The 18,731-nt window shown below is 48.9% G+C and carries 13 protein-coding genes and 1 pseudogene; 7 read left to right on the top strand and 7 right to left on the bottom strand.

Annotated features, from left to right (window positions below; translation table 11 throughout):
- Positions 1-65: 65 nt before the first annotated feature.
- Together rseP and serS are read right to left on the bottom strand one after the other, a co-directional pair.
- On the bottom strand, positions 66-1,157 hold the full coding sequence (rseP, locus tag ACQ4M4_RS16640) for an RIP metalloprotease RseP (RefSeq protein ID WP_430685564.1): 1,092 nt from the start codon (positions 1,155-1,157) through the stop codon (positions 66-68).
- Positions 1,158-1,264: 107 nt separating this feature from the next.
- Positions 1,265-2,545, bottom strand: coding sequence for a serine--tRNA ligase (serS, locus tag ACQ4M4_RS16645; protein WP_430685565.1), 1,281 nt, complete (start codon positions 2,543-2,545; stop codon positions 1,265-1,267).
- A gap of 229 nt (positions 2,546-2,774) precedes the next feature.
- Here serS and ACQ4M4_RS16650 point away from each other — a divergent pair, with 229 nt between their 5' ends.
- The 6 genes from ACQ4M4_RS16650 (at position 2,775) to ACQ4M4_RS16675 (ending at position 9,387) form a co-directional block, all read left to right on the top strand.
- Positions 2,775-3,506: an ABC transporter ATP-binding protein gene (locus tag ACQ4M4_RS16650; RefSeq protein WP_430685566.1), complete on the top strand. Its 732-nt coding sequence runs from the start codon at positions 2,775-2,777 to the stop codon at positions 3,504-3,506.
- Positions 3,507-3,535: 29 nt separating this feature from the next.
- Entirely contained in the window at positions 3,536-4,174 is a 639-nt protein-coding gene (tsaB, locus tag ACQ4M4_RS16655) for a tRNA (adenosine(37)-N6)-threonylcarbamoyltransferase complex dimerization subunit type 1 TsaB (protein ID WP_430685567.1), read from the top strand.
- Positions 4,175-4,289: 115 nt separating this feature from the next.
- On the top strand, positions 4,290-5,132 hold the full coding sequence (locus ACQ4M4_RS16660; protein ID WP_430685568.1) for a sulfotransferase domain-containing protein: 843 nt from the start codon (positions 4,290-4,292) through the stop codon (positions 5,130-5,132).
- A 282-nt stretch (positions 5,133-5,414) separates the two neighbouring features.
- Complete coding sequence (locus tag ACQ4M4_RS16665) at positions 5,415-7,289, top strand: ABC transporter ATP-binding protein (RefSeq protein ID WP_430685569.1); 1,875 nt, start codon at positions 5,415-5,417, stop codon at positions 7,287-7,289.
- Positions 7,290-7,500: 211 nt separating this feature from the next.
- Complete coding sequence (gene dcd, locus ACQ4M4_RS16670) at positions 7,501-8,082, top strand: dCTP deaminase (RefSeq protein ID WP_430685570.1); 582 nt, start codon at positions 7,501-7,503, stop codon at positions 8,080-8,082.
- Positions 8,083-8,703: 621 nt separating this feature from the next.
- The gene (locus ACQ4M4_RS16675) at positions 8,704-9,387 is read left to right on the top strand and encodes a pre-peptidase C-terminal domain-containing protein (protein WP_430685571.1); all 684 of its coding nucleotides are present in this window, start codon (positions 8,704-8,706) and stop codon (positions 9,385-9,387) included.
- A 570-nt stretch (positions 9,388-9,957) separates the two neighbouring features.
- On the opposite strand, the gene ACQ4M4_RS16680 is transcribed toward ACQ4M4_RS16675, so the two are convergent.
- From ACQ4M4_RS16680 to ACQ4M4_RS16690, 3 genes and pseudogenes are all read right to left on the bottom strand, one after another.
- Positions 9,958-10,386, bottom strand: a complete 429-nt coding sequence (locus tag ACQ4M4_RS16680) for a hypothetical protein (protein ID WP_430685572.1) — start codon at positions 10,384-10,386, stop codon at positions 9,958-9,960.
- Positions 10,383-10,874 (bottom strand): hypothetical protein, encoded by a 492-nt coding sequence (locus tag ACQ4M4_RS16685; RefSeq protein WP_430685573.1) that lies wholly within the window; start codon positions 10,872-10,874, stop codon positions 10,383-10,385. Before ACQ4M4_RS16685 ends, ACQ4M4_RS16680 begins: the two co-directional genes overlap by 4 nt.
- Before the next feature lie 293 nt (positions 10,875-11,167).
- Positions 11,168-11,936: pseudogene (locus ACQ4M4_RS16690) on the bottom strand (IS1 family transposase).
- A 152-nt stretch (positions 11,937-12,088) separates the two neighbouring features.
- On the opposite strand from ACQ4M4_RS16690, the gene ACQ4M4_RS16695 reads away from it, so the two are divergent.
- Positions 12,089-13,174 (top strand): hybrid sensor histidine kinase/response regulator, encoded by a 1,086-nt coding sequence (locus tag ACQ4M4_RS16695; RefSeq protein ID WP_430685574.1) that lies wholly within the window; start codon positions 12,089-12,091, stop codon positions 13,172-13,174.
- A 16-nt stretch (positions 13,175-13,190) separates the two neighbouring features.
- On the opposite strand, the gene ACQ4M4_RS16700 is transcribed toward ACQ4M4_RS16695, so the two are convergent.
- Both ACQ4M4_RS16700 and ACQ4M4_RS16705 read right to left on the bottom strand, forming a co-directional pair.
- The gene (locus ACQ4M4_RS16700; RefSeq protein WP_430685575.1) at positions 13,191-16,787 is read right to left on the bottom strand and encodes a PAS domain S-box protein; all 3,597 of its coding nucleotides are present in this window, start codon (positions 16,785-16,787) and stop codon (positions 13,191-13,193) included.
- A gap of 270 nt (positions 16,788-17,057) precedes the next feature.
- Positions 17,058-18,653, bottom strand: coding sequence for a PAS domain-containing hybrid sensor histidine kinase/response regulator (locus tag ACQ4M4_RS16705; protein ID WP_430685576.1), 1,596 nt, complete (start codon positions 18,651-18,653; stop codon positions 17,058-17,060).
- Between the last annotated feature and the right edge of the window lie 78 nt (positions 18,654-18,731).

Raw genomic sequence — 18,731 nt, forward strand, 5'->3', positions numbered from 1 at the left:
TGCTGAAGGAAAACCGAGCGACGCTGCCGCTCGGCTTTCAGGTTTGGATACTACAGATTTGGAGTTTATTGGAACAGGTTTTGGAAGACGTTGAGCTGGGTGGTATCGCGAACGATGAGGAAGATACCGAGACCCAACAGCAGCACCAAGCCTGTTTGCATCACGTTTTCTTGAAGGCGGGAGGGGAGGGGCTTTCCACGGACGGCCTCGGCCAGCAGGAAGGCCAACTGTCCGCCATCCAGGGCAGGCAGGGGCAAAATGTTGATGATTGCCAGGTTGATGCTGATGATGGCGGTGAAGGGAAAGAGGTTGACCCAATCGTTTGCGGCTAGGTTGGCACCCTGTTCCACAATCTTGACGGGGCCAGCTACTTGGTCAGCGACGGCTCCAAAGTTGGTGACGAGGGTGTAGAAGCCTTGGGCTGTGCGCATAAACATATCTTGGAACTGACGCGCCGCCATGGTGAAGACTTCGACGGGGCTATTGGGTCGCCGGAAGTCCACGGTGCCGTTGGGGTTTAGCACGACGCCAACGCGAGCCACACCGTTATCATCGACCCGAGGGGTTACAGGGATGGTGAGTGTGTTGTTCTCCCGCTGGATGGTGAGCTGAATGGGCTGATCAGGACTGTTGGCGATCGCCTGCATTAACTCCTTCTCGGCTGCTTCGCCGCTGCCCAGCGTTTGCCCGTTGACTCCTAGCACAATGTCGCCCGCCTTAATTCCGGCTTGGGCTGCAGGAGAGTCAGTTGTCACAACTTGGGGAATCACCACACCGGGCTCGAAGTTAAAGCCTTGGGGAATGCCTACGGTCGTGAACTGGCCGACAAAGATAAAGTAGGCAAATACCAGATTGGCAATCACCCCAGCGCTGATCACGATTGCGCGATCGAGTACGGGACGATTCTTGAGCAAATTGGGGTCGGTGGGTGGAATGGTGCTGTCGGGATCATCATCGGGAAAGCCAACAAACCCGCCCAGCGGAATGGCGCGAATGGCATACTCAGTTTCAGGTCCCTGATACTTCCACAAAATTGGGCCAAAGCCAATGGAAAAGCGATTGACATGAATGCCCTGGAGGCGCGCCGCCATAAAGTGCCCCAGCTCATGAACCACAATCAACAAGGCCAAAACTGCGATCGCCGCCAATACCGACATAGTAAACCTTTATGAAGAAGCGTACTGATTCCTTATTCTAGACCGTTGCTCCAGATGTTGAGAAACGCTCAAGGTAGAACTCACCGTACTCTTTGGGCTGATCTGGGTTAGAGCGTATCGCGGCCCAGGTAGGGTTGCAGCACTTCGGGAATGCGAACCGTCCCGTCGGGCTGTTGATAATTCTCCAAAATCGCGGCCATCGTGCGCCCGATCGCTAGACCCGATCCGTTGAGGGTGTGCAGGTATTGCGTGCCCTTTTTGCCAGCTTCCTTAAAGCGGATGTTGGCCCGTCTTGCCTGGAAGTCGGTGCAGTTGGAGCAACTCGAAATTTCGCGATACTTGCCTTGAGTGGGCAGCCACACCTCCAGGTCGTAGGTTTTGACCGAGGCAAAGCCCAGGTCGCCGGTGCATAGCGCAATCACGCGGTAGGGCAGCTTTAGCGCTTGTAGGATGGATTCGGCCTGTTGAGTCAAGCTCTCTAGTTCATCCATCGAGGTTTCGGGCGGCACAAACTTGAACATTTCCACCTTGTTGAACTGGTGCAGGCGGATCAGTCCTCGGGTGTCGCGGCCATAGCTGCCCGCCTCACGCCGGAAGCAGGGGGTAAAGGCACAGTGGTAAATCGGTAATTCTTCTGCCGTCAAAATTTCGTCGCGGTACAGGCTGGTGATCGGCACCTCTGCGGTGGGAGTCAGCCATAGATCGTCGCGATCGCACTTAAAGCTCTCGTCGGCAAACTTGGGCAACTGGCCCGAAGCTGTAAGCGAAGCCGTGTTGATGAGGAACGGCGGCAACACTTCGGTATAGCCTGCTTGGGTGTGGCGATCGAGCATGAACTGGATCAGCGCCCGCTCCAGCGCTGCACCTGCTCCCAATAGGGTGACAAAGCGGCTTTGCGCAATTTTGGCCGATCGCTCAAAGTTCAAAATTCCCAGCTTTTCGCCAATTTCGTAGTGGGGCAAAATGTCGGGATAGGTGGGAATGTATTCGTCGCCCCAGCGCCGCACCTCGACGTTGTCGTCTTCGCTTTTGCCTTCGGGGGTGGTGTCGCTGGGTAGGTTGGGCACCGTCAGCAAAAATGACTCAATCTGCGCCTTCAGCTCTTTTTCCTGGGGCTCCAACTCGCTCAACTGGGCTTTGATCTGATTGCCTTCATCCTTGAGCGCCACAATGGCGGCATCATCTGGCTTCGCGCCCGACTTCATCTGCTGACCCACCAACTTGCCAATCTCGTTGCTGCGCGCTTGCAGTTGCGATCGCTGCTGTTCCATTTGGCGCTGCTGCTGATCCAAATCCAGCACGGGTTTCAAATCATAACCGCCGCCCCGCAAATTTAGCCGAGCCTGCACCTGCTCTGGATTTTCGCGAATCAATTTAAGATCCAGCACGACCGTTCCCCAAGCCCTTATTGACCGTTTTACAACACTTCACAGAATACCCTGTGAGCGTTCCTCTGTGCCAATCCTGGTTGAGCAACCGCGCGTTTCGTGTGTAGATTGCTCTCACGTCTTGAACTGGTGTTTACTTGCCATTCCCCATTCTGATTGCTACGCACTGCGGCTACGGCGGCCTAGGCGCTACTATTGAGGGTTGTTTGCCCTATTCACCGCATTCTCTATGACCGAGCCATCTCCGCTGCTGATTGTTGAAGATGTGTATGCTGGCTACATCAAAGACCTCAACATCCTTCAGGGCATCAACTTCCGGCTGTATCCGGGTGAGTTGGTGACGGTGATTGGCCCCAACGGTGCGGGCAAATCGACCCTGGCAAAAACGATTTTTGGCTTACTGCCGCCCAACCAGGGCAGCATTCGCTTTCAGGATACCGAAATTGCCGGACTGCGCCCCGACCAAATTGTGCAGCATGGCCTCTGCTACGTGCCGCAAATTGCCAATGTTTTTCCCACCCTTACCGTCGAAGAAAATTTGGAGATGGGGGCGTTTACCCGCAATGTGCCCTTGCAGCCGTTGAAGCAGCGCATTTTTGAAGCATTTCCCGTCCTGGCCGATCGCCGCAAGCAAAAAGCCGGAACCCTATCGGGTGGTGAGCGCCAACAGTTGGCTATGGGTCGGGCGCTCATGCTAGAACCCAAGCTCCTGATTTTGGATGAGCCGTCGGCGGCGCTGTCGCCCATTCTGGTATCGGAAGTGTTTGAGCGCATTCGGCAGATTAATGTGATGGGAATGTCAATCATGCTGGTGGAGCAAAATGCACGGCGAGCGCTGGCCATGAGCGATCGCGGCTATGTGCTGGATGCAGGGCGCGATCGCTTTGAGGGACGTGGTCCCGACCTATTGAACGATCCCAAGGTGGGCGAACTGTACTTGGGCGCAGGCCAGCTTCACTAACTAGGTTCATAAACGAGGAGACATTGGGGATGCTGCCCAACCAATACGCATTGGCCATTCATACCAGCAGCCCAGATTTGGGTTTGGCGCTCAGCAACTTTGATCAGGTATCGCGTTGCCAAACCTGGGAGCTAGGGCAAGAACTATCTACCCATCTGCAACTCTATATGGCCGAGTTCCTACAGCCGCAAGCCTGGAGTGATCTGGCCTTTATGGCGGTGGCAAAGGGGCCGGGTGGCTTTACTGGAACGCGGATTGGGGTGGTGGCAGCGCGCACGCTGGCCCAACAGTTGGACATTCCCTTGTATGCGGTGTCGACTCTAGCGGCGATCGCCCATCGCACCTATCAGCAGCACTTCCCCAACGGCAATGCCCCCCACCTTGCGGTAGAAATGCCTGCCCAGCGTGAGCAACTTCATGTTGGCATTTACGCCATGCAAGATGGCCGATTGCAGCCCCAACTAGACGATACGGTAATGCATCCGATTCAGTGGCAGGCAACGCTTGTGGACTGGCACCAGCCCGTTTGCCTGACCAAGGCCGAGCGCAATTTGGGTAGCACCGCAATGGATATGTTGCAGCTTGCCTATGCAGAGTGGCAGCATCAACACTATCCCACCTGGGCGGAAGCGATTCCCCACTACGGTCAGCACCCCGTTGAAAATTAGTCCTTTTGGGAACGCATGAGAAGAGCGATCGCGCCGAATTCCTAAACCAACATTCTCAACATTCCCCAACCCTGAACTCACATCAGTTAACCAATTTAAGGTGCCAGAAGCCTGTATGCTTGCTGCCGAGTTTAAGCCCGTTTTGATTTATACAACGCACAAAGCTGCTTCTATGTTTGTGCATCAACTCACATCAGAAATTGCACAGGCACGCCATCTTCACTACCACTCAATTAACGATAAGGATGTCAGCATTTATCAACACATTGTTGGCACATCTTGGAATGAGTTTATTCGACAAAAACTTCAGCTCAATCAGCCTTGTTGTTTTGGGCCAATTCGTTCAGGAGAAGGCAGTCCATCCATTCCAGAAGATTTGGATCGGTTCTCAGTCATTTTGCATTTGCGCGATCCACGAGATGTACTAGTGTCGCTGTTTTTCTCTCATACCTTTAGCCACAAAATCGATCCGAATATTTTCAATCCTGGAGATGAACAGCGTAAACAATGGGAGCAAGAAGGAGTCGATCGATTCTCGCTGCGTCGAGCCAACCATTACAAAGACAACTATCACTATGTCATCGCAAACTTGTTGGGTCGAAAAAATGTGACTCTGGTTAAATACGAGGATATGGTGTTGAACTATCACCTTTGGTTGGAGCAATTTCTCGCTGCATTTTTGGGAGGTTCTTCTGAAAAATCGATGATGCAAAAATTGCTCAATCGCCTGCCATTTTCGGAAAGGTTTAAGCCCCAATCGGCGATCGCAAACTCTCCTCTTTACCAACAGCTCTATGCCAATCACAAAGATGAATTTGTGGTCGCTAAAGAAGACATTTATCGGCATCGACGGCAGATTGCTCCCGGTGACCATCGGCGTAAGCTCCAACCCGAAACGATCGCCGCTTTAAACGAAACCTTTGCCGATATTTTGAGCGTGTTGGGCTATTCGCAGTAGCGTTTGCCAGCAGCGATCGCCCCCAACTTTGAGATTTCTTGCGCAGAATAGAGATCCCGATGGTGAGGTGGGCGATCCGCTATATGCGTTCAGCAAAGATCCAAAGTCGTCACGATCTAGAGCGATCGCCAAGCTGGTTCAACCCAGTTGGTTCAACCCATACAAGTAGCCCTTAGCGCATTGAGTGCTCAACCAGCGCCATGTATCAAAAGCCACTCCTCATCGTTAAAACAAAAGACCCGATGGTCTGCATTCTTTGTCCTGCATGAGATTTGAGCCTGCATGAGTTCTGCGAAACCGCGAACACGCTTTTGGGAAGTGGTGTCCAATACGCCACGGCTATTGCAATTAGTTTGGAAAGGCGCACCCCAATGGTTGGTGCTGTCCACCGTGATCACGCTGGTGCTGGCGCTCATTCCCGTGGCGCAACTCTACATCAACAAGCTGATTGTCGATGTGGTGGTCAGCAACCTGAGCGCAGGCCAAACGGTTCCTGATTGGCAACCGTTGGTTGTGCTCGTTGGGTCGGCGCTGGTGCTGGCTCTGGCGCTCACAGGCTTCAATCAGGCCAATAATTACGTGTCGCAGGTGTTGAGCGATCGCTTTACCCTCTATGCCAACCAAGTGCTATTGCAGCAAGCCATCAACCTGGATTTAGCCCACTACGAACTGCCGGAATTTTACGACACGCTCAACCGGGCGCAGCAGAGCGGCAGCGCCTACCCGGTGCGGGTGCTGGGAACGCTTACCTCCCTCACACGGCAAACCGTTACCTTTGTTGGCTTGTTGGGCTTGTTGCTTAGCTTCAATCCGTTGATTGTGCTGCTGCTGATGTTTACGGCGCTACCTGCGTTATGGGTGGGTATTCGCTTTTCGGGGGTGCGCTTTCGCCTCATGCGCCGCCAAACCCAGAGTGGACGGCTGGCGGAATATCTTCAGCAAGTGATGACTACCCAAGAATTTGTCAAGGAGGTGCGCCTGTTCAATTTGGGTGAGCACCTGCTGGATCAATGGCATAGCATTCGCACCCAGTTCAACCAAGAACTGGCGGGCATGGCGGCACAGCAGGCGTGGCTGCGGTTTGCGGTAGGGCTGTTTTCTACCCTGGGCTTTTATGGGGCGTATGGCTGGGTGATTGTGCGCACCATTCAGGGCGCGGTAACGGTGGGCGACCTCACCATGTACACCGGGGCATTTCAGCAGTCGCAGGGCTTGATTCAGGGCATTTTGTTCGACATCGCACTGATTTACGAGTTCAATCTGTTCGTGTCGCAATACTTTGAGTTTTTGAACCTGAAGCCGCAGGTGGTGAACCCACCCCAGCCATTGACCTTTCCTCAACCCATGCGCCGTGGGCTAGAACTGCGCAACGTGTCGTTTTCCTACCCAGGTGCAACCGAGCCAACGCTGCACCACCTGAACCTGAAGGTGCAACCGGGCGAGAGTATTGCCCTGGTGGGCACGAACGGTGCAGGCAAAACAACGCTGCTGAAGCTGCTCACCCGGTTCTACGATGTGGAGTTTGGCGAAATTACAGTAGATGGTGTGCCGCTGTACGAGTTTGACCTGAGCGATTTGCGACGTAACATTGGCGTGGTGTTTCAGGACTTTTCTCGCTATAACCTGAGCGTGCAGGACAATATTGGCTTTGGTGACTTGCGGCAGCGGGGAAATTTGTCTCGCATTCAGCAGGCAGCGCTAGATGCTGGAGCCAATCCGGTGATTGATGCGCTGGAGCATGGCTATCAAACAATTTTGGGCAAAACCTTTTCGGATAGTGCGGAACTGTCTGGTGGGCAGTGGCAGAAGATTGGGCTGGCGCGAGCGTTTATGACTCCGGCGCAAATCCTGATTTTGGATGAACCGACGGCGGCATTGGATGCGATCGCCGAGTTCGATTTATTCCAACGGTTTCGTCAGTTGACTCAGGGCAAAATGACGTTTTTGGTGAGCCACCGATTTTCTACGGTTCGCATGGCCGATCGCATTGTGGTGTTGGAACATGGCACGATCGTCGAAGTGGGTAGCCATGAGCAACTGATGGCAGAGGGCGGACTCTATGCAAAAATGTTCAAGCTACAGGCATCGAGCTACAGCGATCGCACGGCACTGAATGGAGAAGGCAGCGGATATGAGGGCGATCGCTACTCGGTCTAGCTAGCCTCAGTAATTACGAGCATCACAAGATTAAAAAAATAAGAAATTGCGCTATCTGTATTCAAATTACGAATTTTGGGGTACATAGTGCGCTATATGTTGTGTATGCCAACCTCTCTACCCGTCATGACCTCACGGTGAACTGTGTTGCCGTGGCGGGTATCCTTCCTCCTGTACCTTCTATAACCTCGCGTAAGCCGTAGGTCTGCACATGATCAAAAACGATGCCTGGATCTCTCGCATGGCGGCTCAGGGCATGATTGCACCTTTCGAGCCAGCGCAAGTTCGCCAAGTTCATGGCTCCCCTGTGATTTCCTATGGGCTCAGCAGCTTCGGTTACGATATCCGCCTTTCCCCCGTCGAGTTTCGTATCTTTCGCCATATTCCTGGCAGCGTCGTCGATCCCAAAAACTTTAATCCCGAAAATTTGGAGTCGGCCAAGCTGCGCGAAGATGACACCGGAAAGTACTTCATCATTCCGGCTAATAGTTATGGCTTGGGTGTGGCGCTAGAGCGGCTAGAAATTCCCGAAAATATTACGGTGGTGTGCATGGGTAAAAGCACATATGCTCGCTGTGGCATCATCGCCAATATTACGCCTGGTGAGGCGGGATGGCGTGGTCACTTAACGCTAGAGTTTTCCAACTCATCTAGTACCGACTGTCGCATCTATGCCAATGAAGGTGTGGTGCAGCTGCTCTTTTTGGAAGGAGAGCCCTGCGAGATTAGCTATGAAACCCGCCGCGGCAAGTACCAAGATCAGTCGGAGCGTGTGACGATCGCCCGCGTCTAGTGCTCAGAGCAAAGGGGCCAGTTAAATAAGGAAGTGCGCGATCGCCCCATTTGGCACAATTTAAGTTCAATGCGCCGTTCCAGATTGAGATACAGGCTGGGGCGGCGCAAACATTTGGGTACCGTTGGATGCCGTTTGGGAAGCACGCCTAGCCAAAATTCTGCCAAAAAACTAATTTCTGAGAGTTTCAGGAAAGTATGAAACTTGCAGTGAAGCTAATGAAGCGACCGATAGATCCTTGACCATGGAAATTGCTTAGGTTTCGGCATGGCCCCTGCTGAACAATAGGGTGTAGTCCTGAGTGTGGGCGAGCCAGAATGGATGCTATATCGATATGGATTCAATCACCTATCCCGGCAAGCTGATGCGAAAAGCTGTGCTTACAGGACTTCCTGCAAACGAGTTGTGGAAAAGAATCAGGTGGTTTCTTCAGAGCCAAGACGGTGCATGCTAGGGTGATTTTTCTAGAGTGCTGAGTCTGTGGAGTAAAGCCGGTACAGCCGAGCACAGAATATGTCTCGGTTGTCTATCGAGGCATTCTCTCAGGCCAAGAATACTGCTCATTCCTTCTACCAAACCGAATCAACGTCCAAAATTTATTAAGTTCTAAAAGGTTTTTCTATGATCATCCAAAATCGTCCAATGCGTCGGTTGGGTACGCTTGTTGCAGCGATCGTGACTTTGACGGGTGTTCCGCTGCTGGCGATCGCCCCCAGTGCCCGCGCCCAGATTTTGTTTGAAGAATCTGGTACGCTACAGCCCATGACCGATGACTACACCTTTGAGGGCACGGCTGGACAACAGGTCACCATTGCCATGCAAAGTGAAGAGTTTGACACCTTGCTGGTATTGCTGGGTCCCGATGGGCAAGAAGTCGCTTCGAATGATGACTATGGTCGCAGCCTCAATTCCACTATTGTGATTTCTTTGCCTGCAAATGGCACCTACACTGCTTCGGCCCGCTCGTTTGCGGGGCAGGGCGGCAACTATACAATTACTGTGCGCCCCTCGACTCCCTATGACCTGGCCTATGCCAAAGGGCAAGAAGCCATGCGCAGTGGAGATAGTGCTGGTGCGATCGCGGCCTATACAGAAGCCATTGAAGCAGATCCTGACCAGCCAACAGCCTACCTGGATCGGGCGGATATGTACTGGAGCCAAACGGATACGGATGCAGTGGTTGCGGATTACCAGCGGGCGATCGCTATCTATGAGCGATCTGGCAATATGGACATGGTGCAGCTTTTACAAGAACAGCTAAGTTACATCCAAAATCCGCCGACCGAAGAGTCTATGCCTTTTTAACAGCACAGAACCTACGCAGTTGAATGATTTTTAGAGCACTAAGCGCTCCAAAAATCATTCAACCCCTGGTTTTTCGTATGAAGGACTTACAGCTAATTTCAGTTGAGTAGCCCACAATGAGCGAACCATCCTGCTGCATCAAATTGCTACTAATATTCGTCAGCAGTTGGAGATTGAAAATGGACTGCATTGAACTTTAGATGTAACTTTCGGTGAAGATGCCTGCCGTGTGCGTTCGCTCCACGCTCCTCACAACTAGTCTTTGTTAAGCCACTTTGCTGTCAATGCCCTCAATCGTGTCCCTGGAAAACAAAGTTTGAGGCAGAAGTCGAAGCGAGCGGCCATAATGGCAACTTCATGCTGAAGGTATTAGCCGCAGTGTTACCTTACCCAAGCGATAACGCTAACCCTAGCTGTCAATAATAGTTGAGATGTGCTTAGTCTGGGATTACTATAGGTGGGTTTTTGAATTAAAAAATAAACCAGAATTAAAGCTATTTACAATTTGATTGCCACTCAAACTAAATTCATGAAAGCTGCTCTGATTGATATGCGTTGCCGCATGAAGCTCTAGAATTTGGCAACAATATCCTTAAGGTGAAATGCAAATAAATCAATGCCTAAAGCAGATTTAATTAGATAGGCTGTCAAGATGAAAAAGGCACTAATACTTAAATTGAGCCCTATGAGCAGTAGTGCTGCAATGAAAATATTAAGTGTACGCGTGAAATTAGTGCCTAGATATGATCGCATGGTTTTACGTTGATCTTTGCCAACTAGCAGAACGATGTAGAAACGCGAGATGATCACATCTACAGTTAGTCTCAGGTCAACTAGCTTAGGAGCACGTTTTGGAGTCAATGTTTCCAACACTTCATCAAGAATAGCAAGTTGCTGCTCGTTTAATGTTTTTAGAAGGGTTGGGTCAATTCGTGCAAGATAGGGGTGAGAAAAGGGCTGAGAAATCAAGTCTGCGAGGGGATCAGAAGATCGATTCATTGGATTCGAGGTAAAGTGAACAGTTGGTAGAAAGACACCCCGCAAACTAAACCAGCGAAGCTAGATCCTAATAAAAACACAGTTCTTTGAGAGGAAGAAACTAGCTTTCGTTTCAAATATTGGTGCGTGATCGCGACCAGTAGTACGATACCAATTGCAAGAAACCAGACCAGTAGAAGTACTAAAGGTACAACAAAGTAAGAGACGATTGGCATTTTCCACATCCAGACTTGATCGATGGCGCCAACTGTCAAAATAAAATTGACCCAAATCAATGCTAGAAGGATGGCATCAATACCAACCCAACTCAAATGTAAGGTGACAAAGACTGTTCCTACCCAAATGATTTGCGGCACAGCATAAGCGCATAAGACCCAACCTAGACTGGCATAAGCACAGAGTAGAAGAACATGAATTTGAGACAGCATCAAACATCGAAGATAAGCTGATATATGAACTTGCTGTTGCTGAATGGCTCTAGATTTCATGAATATGGTCAAGCAAATGCCTTCTCTATCATTCGCGATAGACTCCGTTTTATCCAGGCAAGGAATACGGTTTTTTGCCAGCCTTAGGCTCAGCGTCTTCTCGAACTAGTCATCTCCGTAGAGTCAGCAAAAGTGTTTAAGCATGATTACAGGGAAATGAACTGCTTAATATCATTCCTAGGAATCGTCCAACCATTGTTGAATCATGTCCGCTAATTGCGTGACTAACAAAACGGGAGAGGGTGAAAGGAAAGCTAGGAGGGAAGCAGAGCCTGATTTAAGCTGATGAGTAACTAACAAAAGGTCGTGTCATGGGTAAAGGGTGGAGAAAAGGCAGCCATGTGCTCTCGTTGCAACTTCTCCTGAATCTTCTGGTTGTAGTGGTGGATGAAATTCCAAATCGCACCAATGTGATTTTCGAGTTTCTTTGAAAATGACAAACTGCGTCGAGCGAACCGGGAGATACGCTGACGCAACCTGTTGTTCAATCGCTCAATATGACTCGTTAAACTCGAATCTTGATCCACTGCAAAGTACCGTTTACTCGGCAGTACACCTGAATGGGCTTCCCAATGATCAGTGTAGATACGTGCATATTGTCGGTAGTGGTGCGGAAGTACTCCCACAACGCTTGCGCTGATTGAGCAGAACGATCACCAACATGACACCCGATAATTTCACAGCTTATTTTATCAATCGCTAGCCAGACCCACTGTTTATTGCCTTTTTCCATCCACAAATGGCCATAACTCATCCATCTGCACCACTCGTCGAGACGTTAGTTTGGCAATCACCTACCTCTGCTTGGTGAGGTACCTCGGCATAGCAAGCATTCACGTACTGTTGCAACCAACTCTCGGATAAGTGGAGCACTCGGGCAATGCCTGCTCGGGAAATGCGTTCGAGCAACAGTCGGTCAACCAACGCAGAGGTGTCCTTGTGTTTCGGTTTCCATTGAGGATTCCCCACAAACTGACGACTACAATCGCGACGCTTGTAGTTCTGGTTACCCCGGCAGGTGGTGCCCTCTTCCCTCTTAGACTCAAACCCAGGTAGAACCAGTGAATTTCCTTTTGTAGAAACATATGTCTTTAAACTTTCTTTTTTATTTCTTCAAGAAAAATTTATATATTTGATCCTATTGGGAACTCTGAAGATAGCCTCGTTAATTGCGCCAGTGCAATAGTTACCGTATTTTTTCAACCCAGATCTACATGGATAGTCAGGCTACAATCCTTATCATTGATGATGAACCAGATAACTTTGATGTGATCGAAGCTTATCTCGATCAAGCAGACTATCAGCTGAGTTATGTCTCAAACGGGCAGCAGGCGTTTGACTTACTCAAGTCTTTTCAACCAGATGTGATTCTTCTGGATGTCATGATGCCTGTGATGAATGGGATTGAGTTTTGTCAGAAGTTTAAAGCCTCAACCCAATGGCGACACATTCCCATCATTATTGTGACAGCACTAACGGCATCTGAAGACTTGGCACGTTGTCTAGCCGCGGGAGCTGATGACTTTATCAGCAAGCCTGTCAATCGGTTAGAACTGCGTGCTCGTTTGAGCTCTATGTTGCGGATCAAACGTCATTATGACAATTTGCAAGCCGTATTGAGGATGCGAGAAGATATGGTGAATATGGTTGTTCATGACCTACGAAATCCTCTGGCTAGCATTACTCTTGCTGCTGACCTATTGCAACGTCCCAATTTTCCGCCTGAAAGGCAAGCGGTCAAAGTCAAACAAATTGCATTGGCTGGGAAGGAATTGCAGGCCATGATTGATACGTTGCTACTCATGGCAAAGTTAGAAGCGGGAAAGCTGATCTTAGATATTGTTTCTGTTGATTTAAATGCACTCTGTTTATCTGCCTTGGAAGCTTTTGATGCGATCGCGAATCAAAAAAATGTACAGCTCTGTAGCCAGTTAGCTAACCTGGATTGCATGGTTGCGGTTGATCAAGCGTTGTTTCGACGAATTATCGATAATCTGTTATCCAATGCGATTAAATTCTCCCCAACAAACAGTCAAGTGTACTTATCAACAGAATCTCTGACGACTGAAAAAATCAGGATTAAAGTGACTGATCAAGGAACTGGCGTTACGGAAGAAATGCGTCAAACCATTTTTGAACGGTACGAGATTGGCACTTTCATTCAAGGTGTGAATCAAACGGGATTAGGATTAGCATTTTGTAAGCTCGCGATCGAGGCACATGGTGGTGAGATTATGGTAGAGAATAATCAGCCCAATGGTGCAATTTTTATGATTGACATGCTAACTTCGGCTGTGTAGCAGATTCGCTTTTCTTTTAGATGGAAGCTGGTTGCAAGAGTTGGTGAATCTGGTTTGCCAGTTGTTTGAGTTTGACGGGCTTACTCAGGTATGCATTCGCTCCTGCTGCGAGACAACGCTCGCGATCACCTTCCATGGCTAAGGCTGTCAGAGCAATGATCGGGATTTTGCTGACATGGGGAAGGCTACGAATTTGACGGATCGCTTCTAGTCCGTCCATTCCTGGCATTTGAATGTCCATCAAAATTAGATCTGGATGTGCAGATTGCACTAATGCGATCGCTGCCTGTCCATTGCTTGCACTCACCAAACGATTACCTTTCATTTCCAGGTATCCGACTATCGCCATCATATTAGCTTCGTTATCTTCCACCAATAAAATTAGGGGAGATTGAGTTAAGTCGGTTGGATTTTCTTGTAGGTTGGCGTTGCCCGAAAGTTGGCGGTCAGGCGTAGAGATTGGGGAACCCTCATAAGGCAGATCAACGGTGAAGCAACTGCCGATCCCAACCTCACTGCTGACTCCTACTTTTCCACCATGCAGTTCGACGATACGTTTTACCAGAGCTAAACCCAAACCCGTTCCCTCATATTGTCGATTGAGGGAACCATCAATCTGGATAAAAGGTTGAAACAATTTCGGAATATTTTCAGAGGCAATGCCAATCCCAGTATCCAGGACTGCAAATCGTACCCATGGTTTTTCTACTTCTCCTGCATGAGCGATCAATACACTTACCTCTAAAGTGATATGACCCTGATTAGGAGTAAATTTCACAGCATTGTTCAGTAAATTGACCAAAACTTGTCGGATGCGTCGCTTATCCACAGACAGGGAAGATATCGGCGTGGTCACGTTCAATTCAACCTGAAGTTCTTTCTTGAGAGCTTGATGTTCAATTAAGGCAAGACTGGTTTGACATAGAACGTTAATGTCTGTCGATGTATAGTTTAGTTCGATTTGTCCAGATTCGACTTTAGCAAGATCGAGAACGTCGTTGATCAGTTCTAGTAAATGTACGCCAGCCTGTTCGATGGTTTGTAACGATTGCTGTTGTCTGTCGTTGATGGTGCCAAAAACTTCATCTTGTAGTCCCTCAGTCATACCCAGGATCGCATTTAAGGGAGTTCGCAGTTCGTGGCTCATATTCGCCAAAAACTCATCTTTTAGCCGAGTTGCACGGGCTAATTCCTGGTTTGAGATCGCCAGTTGCTGGTTGCGTTCCGCGAGAAGATGTTGGGCCTGTTTAAGGTTGGTGATGTCTTGCGCTGTCCCAAGAATTTGTTGAACTCGCCCCTCTCTATCTCGGTGAAAAACCACATCCCGGCTGTAGAACCAGCGCCATTCGCCATTTGCCTGTTTCATCCGATACTCATGCTCGGTCACATCGCTAGCCTGAGAGAGGCTAAGGCGTTCCCAGTGGGCGGGAAGATGCGCCAGATCATCGGGATGCATGACCTGTTGCAAAAATGTTTCACCCATGTGCCGGAGTTGTTCTGGCGTATATCCGAGCACACTGCCGGTATCTCGGTTGGAGTAAATGTTGCGCTGTTGCTGCACATCATACAGGTAGAGGAGGTTAGGTGATGCATCGGCAATTTGTTGAATAAAGCGCTGGCTTTCTTGCAAATTCTCTTCCGCCCGTTTACGAGCCGTAATGTCACGCACCATCAATAACACTTCATCTTCGCCACAGACCGCAATTCGCACCTCTTCATCTTGCGGTTCCCCTTCAATCTCCAGACGTTGTTCATAAACCTGCACTTCACCTGTGGCTAACGCTCGTTGGATTGCCTCAATTCGCTGTTGAGCCAAGTCATAGGGCAAAGAATCATAAACGCTGGTTCCAGGAATCAGACTTGCTGAGTTCAGCAGGTTAAAATTGCGACTATTCATCACATCCAGATAAGTACCATCTCGTTTCACCCAAAAGAGCAAATCTGGAATTGCTGCAATCATGGCACGCGTACGAATCTCACTGGTGCGCAGTGCAGTTGTTTGCTCGGCGACCCTTCGTTCCAGTGATTGATGTAATTCTTGCAATGCCAGTTCTGCTTGTTTGCGATCATTGATGTATTCAGAAAATATGACAATGCCACCAATCTCTCCTGATAATTGATACCAGGGACGCACTTCCCATCGAGTCCATTGGTCTATCCCATCTGTTCCGGTAAAATACCCTTCACCTCTTTCTACTGCCCCCGCTAAACATCGTTGATGAATCTCTTTGTAGTGGTCGGGAATAGCTGGCAAGACTTCGTAGTGTGATCGCCCAATATACGACTCCACTGCACCAGGATGGTAGTCATCCAACCACCGCTGGCTCATCGTGATATAACGCATCTCCCGGTCAAACATGGCAATCCCGACCGGAGCATGGTGCAGCAGCAGCCGTAAGTTCTCTTCATTTGCCCGTAATGCCAGTTCTGCTTGTTTGCGATCGCTAATATCTGTATCAACTGCAATAGCTTGCCAGCAGTTATGCTGAGGATCCCAATGGGTGGACAAATCGGTTGAGATCCAGCGCAAAGAGCCGTCTTTGTGCTGGAAGCGATATACCATTCGGGTAGATCGTCCCGCCACAATCTCGTTTAGTCCAGGCAGGATGACGGTTTCTTGATCCTCTGGCAAGATTCTTGACCACCAGATATCCTGCACCATTTCGGTTGCTGTATACCCAAAGATTGCCTCACATCCAGCCGAGTAATAGTCGTATTCCCAAGAGCAATCTGAAAAAATTCGCATGCTAACAATCGAAGCACCCGCATTGTTCAAAATTTCACTGAGTTTTGCTTCAGAGGTCTGCAAAGAAAGTTCTAGTTGTTTGCGATCGTGAATATCTTCAAAGGTGGCAACTGTTGAAATAATGTGCCCTGCTTGATCTCTAATCGGAGTTGCGCTGACAGAAAATAGCGTTGTTGTGCCATCGCCCTTGCGGTAAAGCATCTCCTCTGCTTTCACTACTTGCCCTGATAGGAGCGATCGCGACATTGGATAGTCTTCTGGCTGATACAGTTGTCCATCAGAATGCACCGCGCCATATTCGCTGTAACTTTGATACGTCTCGGTTTTCAGTAGGGGATGCCCGAGCAAGCGGATCGCTTCATCATTGTGAAACAAAAGTTTGCCAGAGGGTGACTCTGCGATCGCAACCCCAACGGGCATTTGTTGCAACACTTGTTCTAAGCGATGACGTTCTGCATCCAATTTTTGTAAAAGATGCTCGGCATTGGCCCGGGTTGCTTGCTCTTGCTGTAGCAGAAGATTCCGTTCTGTTGCAGCTTGTGTACTTTCCTGTAAGTTAGATGTTAATAAGTTGATGATGAATCCCACGACGGCCACAAGTAACAGTCGTGGCAGGTCGTCAAGATATGCAATTTGAAATTGATGCAGGGATGGGAAAAAATAATAGTCGAGAGCGAGGCCAGAAAGCAGAACGGCAAGCATTCCAGGTTTTCTACCCCCATACCAGGTGGTAATCGCAATGGAGATGTAAAAGAACGCGCCAATCGTCCGAGTAATGATGGGTTCTAACCAAAGACTCAAGAGCAGTGCCATGATGCTTGAAGCGATCGCTACCCAATAGGATAAAAAACGCTGCTCTATACGCATTGCTATTGCTCCATTGTGATCAGGTCACTGACATAATGAGAGGTTGAAATACTTCCCTAATAGTAGAAAACCCATTTGGGGAGAGAAACCCCGTCTGTATTTATAAAGTTTTATTAAGTTAGAATAATTCTAACGCTCACATCTCGGGTTAACTGACAGAACGCAACAGAGTAATCAAAACTTGTTACAGGTCGGAATTTTCAGTAGTGCATCAAGTTGTGGTGGGTTAGAGTAGAGGGAACATATTTATTTATCTAGTTGACAAGCTTATTAGGTGGTTTCTCGACTTAATAAACTCCGAATTGTTGCAACAAGTTGCTTGAGTCTAATCGGTTTAGTGCAGTAATCATCTGCTCCTGCTGCCAGGCATTTGTCGCGATCGCTCGCCATTGCCAGCGCTGTCAACGCAATGATTGGAATATGACTTGACTGCTGACTCGCACGAATTTGCTGTATTGACTCCAGCCCATTCATTTCAGGCATTTGAATGTCCATCAGAATGAGATCTGGCGATCGCATCTGAGCTATCTCAATGGCTTCCTTGCCAGTGCGAGCTAGAACAGTTTGGTAACCGCGAGCATTAAGATAGCTTATGATGGTCGCAATATTCGCTTCATTATCTTCAGCCAGCAAAATTAGGGGTGCCATCGGTAATTGAGCAATCAAGGTCGGATTGGTATCTGTGATCAGCTCTGTAACAGCGTTAGTTGCAGGTAAGATAGACTGGGTGATCGCGGTTGCTTGCCCCCCAGATTGCAATTTCGCTACATCTACCGTGGAATCACCCTGATAAGGTAAATAAATTGTGAAACAGCTTCCCTGCCCTAATGTACTCGTAACATCCACTTTGCCATGATGTAACTCAACTAACCGTCGCACTAGTGCTAAACCCAAACCAGTCCCCGCATAACGACGATTGAGGCTACTGTCGATTTGGGAGAACGGTTTGAATAAGCGATTGAGATTATCGGGTGCAATCCCAATGCCAGTATCAATCACCGAAAAACATAGAAAAGGCCGGTCAGCTTGATATTTCTGTTGCACAATCAGTTGAATCGTTCCATTGTTGGGCGTAAACTTTACTGCATTCATTAGCAGGTTGATTAATACCTGGCGGATGCGTCGTTCGTCTACCAAAATATCGGGTAAGCCTGGAGGAATCTGAGCAACCAGTTTCAAATTTTTCTGATGTGCCTGATGGGTGACAAAGCCTAGACTCGAATGGCACAGTTCAGAAATTGGCGTAGGAACAAGCTGTAGTTCAAGTTTGCTGGCTTCAGCTTTCGATAAATCCAGGATGTCATTGATTAATTCCAGCAGATGACTACCACTCTGAGCAATCATGTTAATTGCTTCTTCTTGCTGTTGATTAATTGCTCCATATACCTTTTCTTGTAGGCTCTCAGACATCCCCAAAATAACATTCAAAGGAGTACGCAACTCATGACTCATATTTGCTAGAAACTCATCTCTCAGGCGAGTTGCTCGATATAGCTCCGTATTGGTCAACGTTAAGCGCTCATTAATTTGCTGAAGTTGAACTTCCGCATGTTTTTGCTCAGTAATATTGCGGCACACACAAATAATTTCGCCCTTCTCAGTTCGTGTGAGTGACAACCCCTCAACGAAAGTACTACCATCCTTACGCACGGCTTGTGCTTCCCCCTGCCAAAATCCATGCGTGTGCAGGTGTGGAAAAACTTCCTGCTCAAATCGTCTAACCTCTTCGGGGAAGTAGAGTGATGTCCAACTCTTACCAATCAGCTCTTCAAGGTGCTCGTAGCCAAAGAGCTTTAAATGCGCCGGATTGAGATAGGTAGGGTTTGCTGAAAAAAGCAGCAAAGGTTTACAGTGCCTAGTTTTCAAGCGAGATCAAGTCTGCTAAAGTGCAAAGAAAAAGTGTAAAACCTCTCAAAAACCTTGCACGAGCTTGCCGATGTACCG

The sequence above is a fragment of the Leptolyngbya sp. AN02str genome, from assembly GCF_050565595.1.
In the GTDB taxonomy this organism is placed as follows: Bacteria; Cyanobacteriota; Cyanobacteriia; order Elainellales; family Elainellaceae; genus Kaiparowitsia.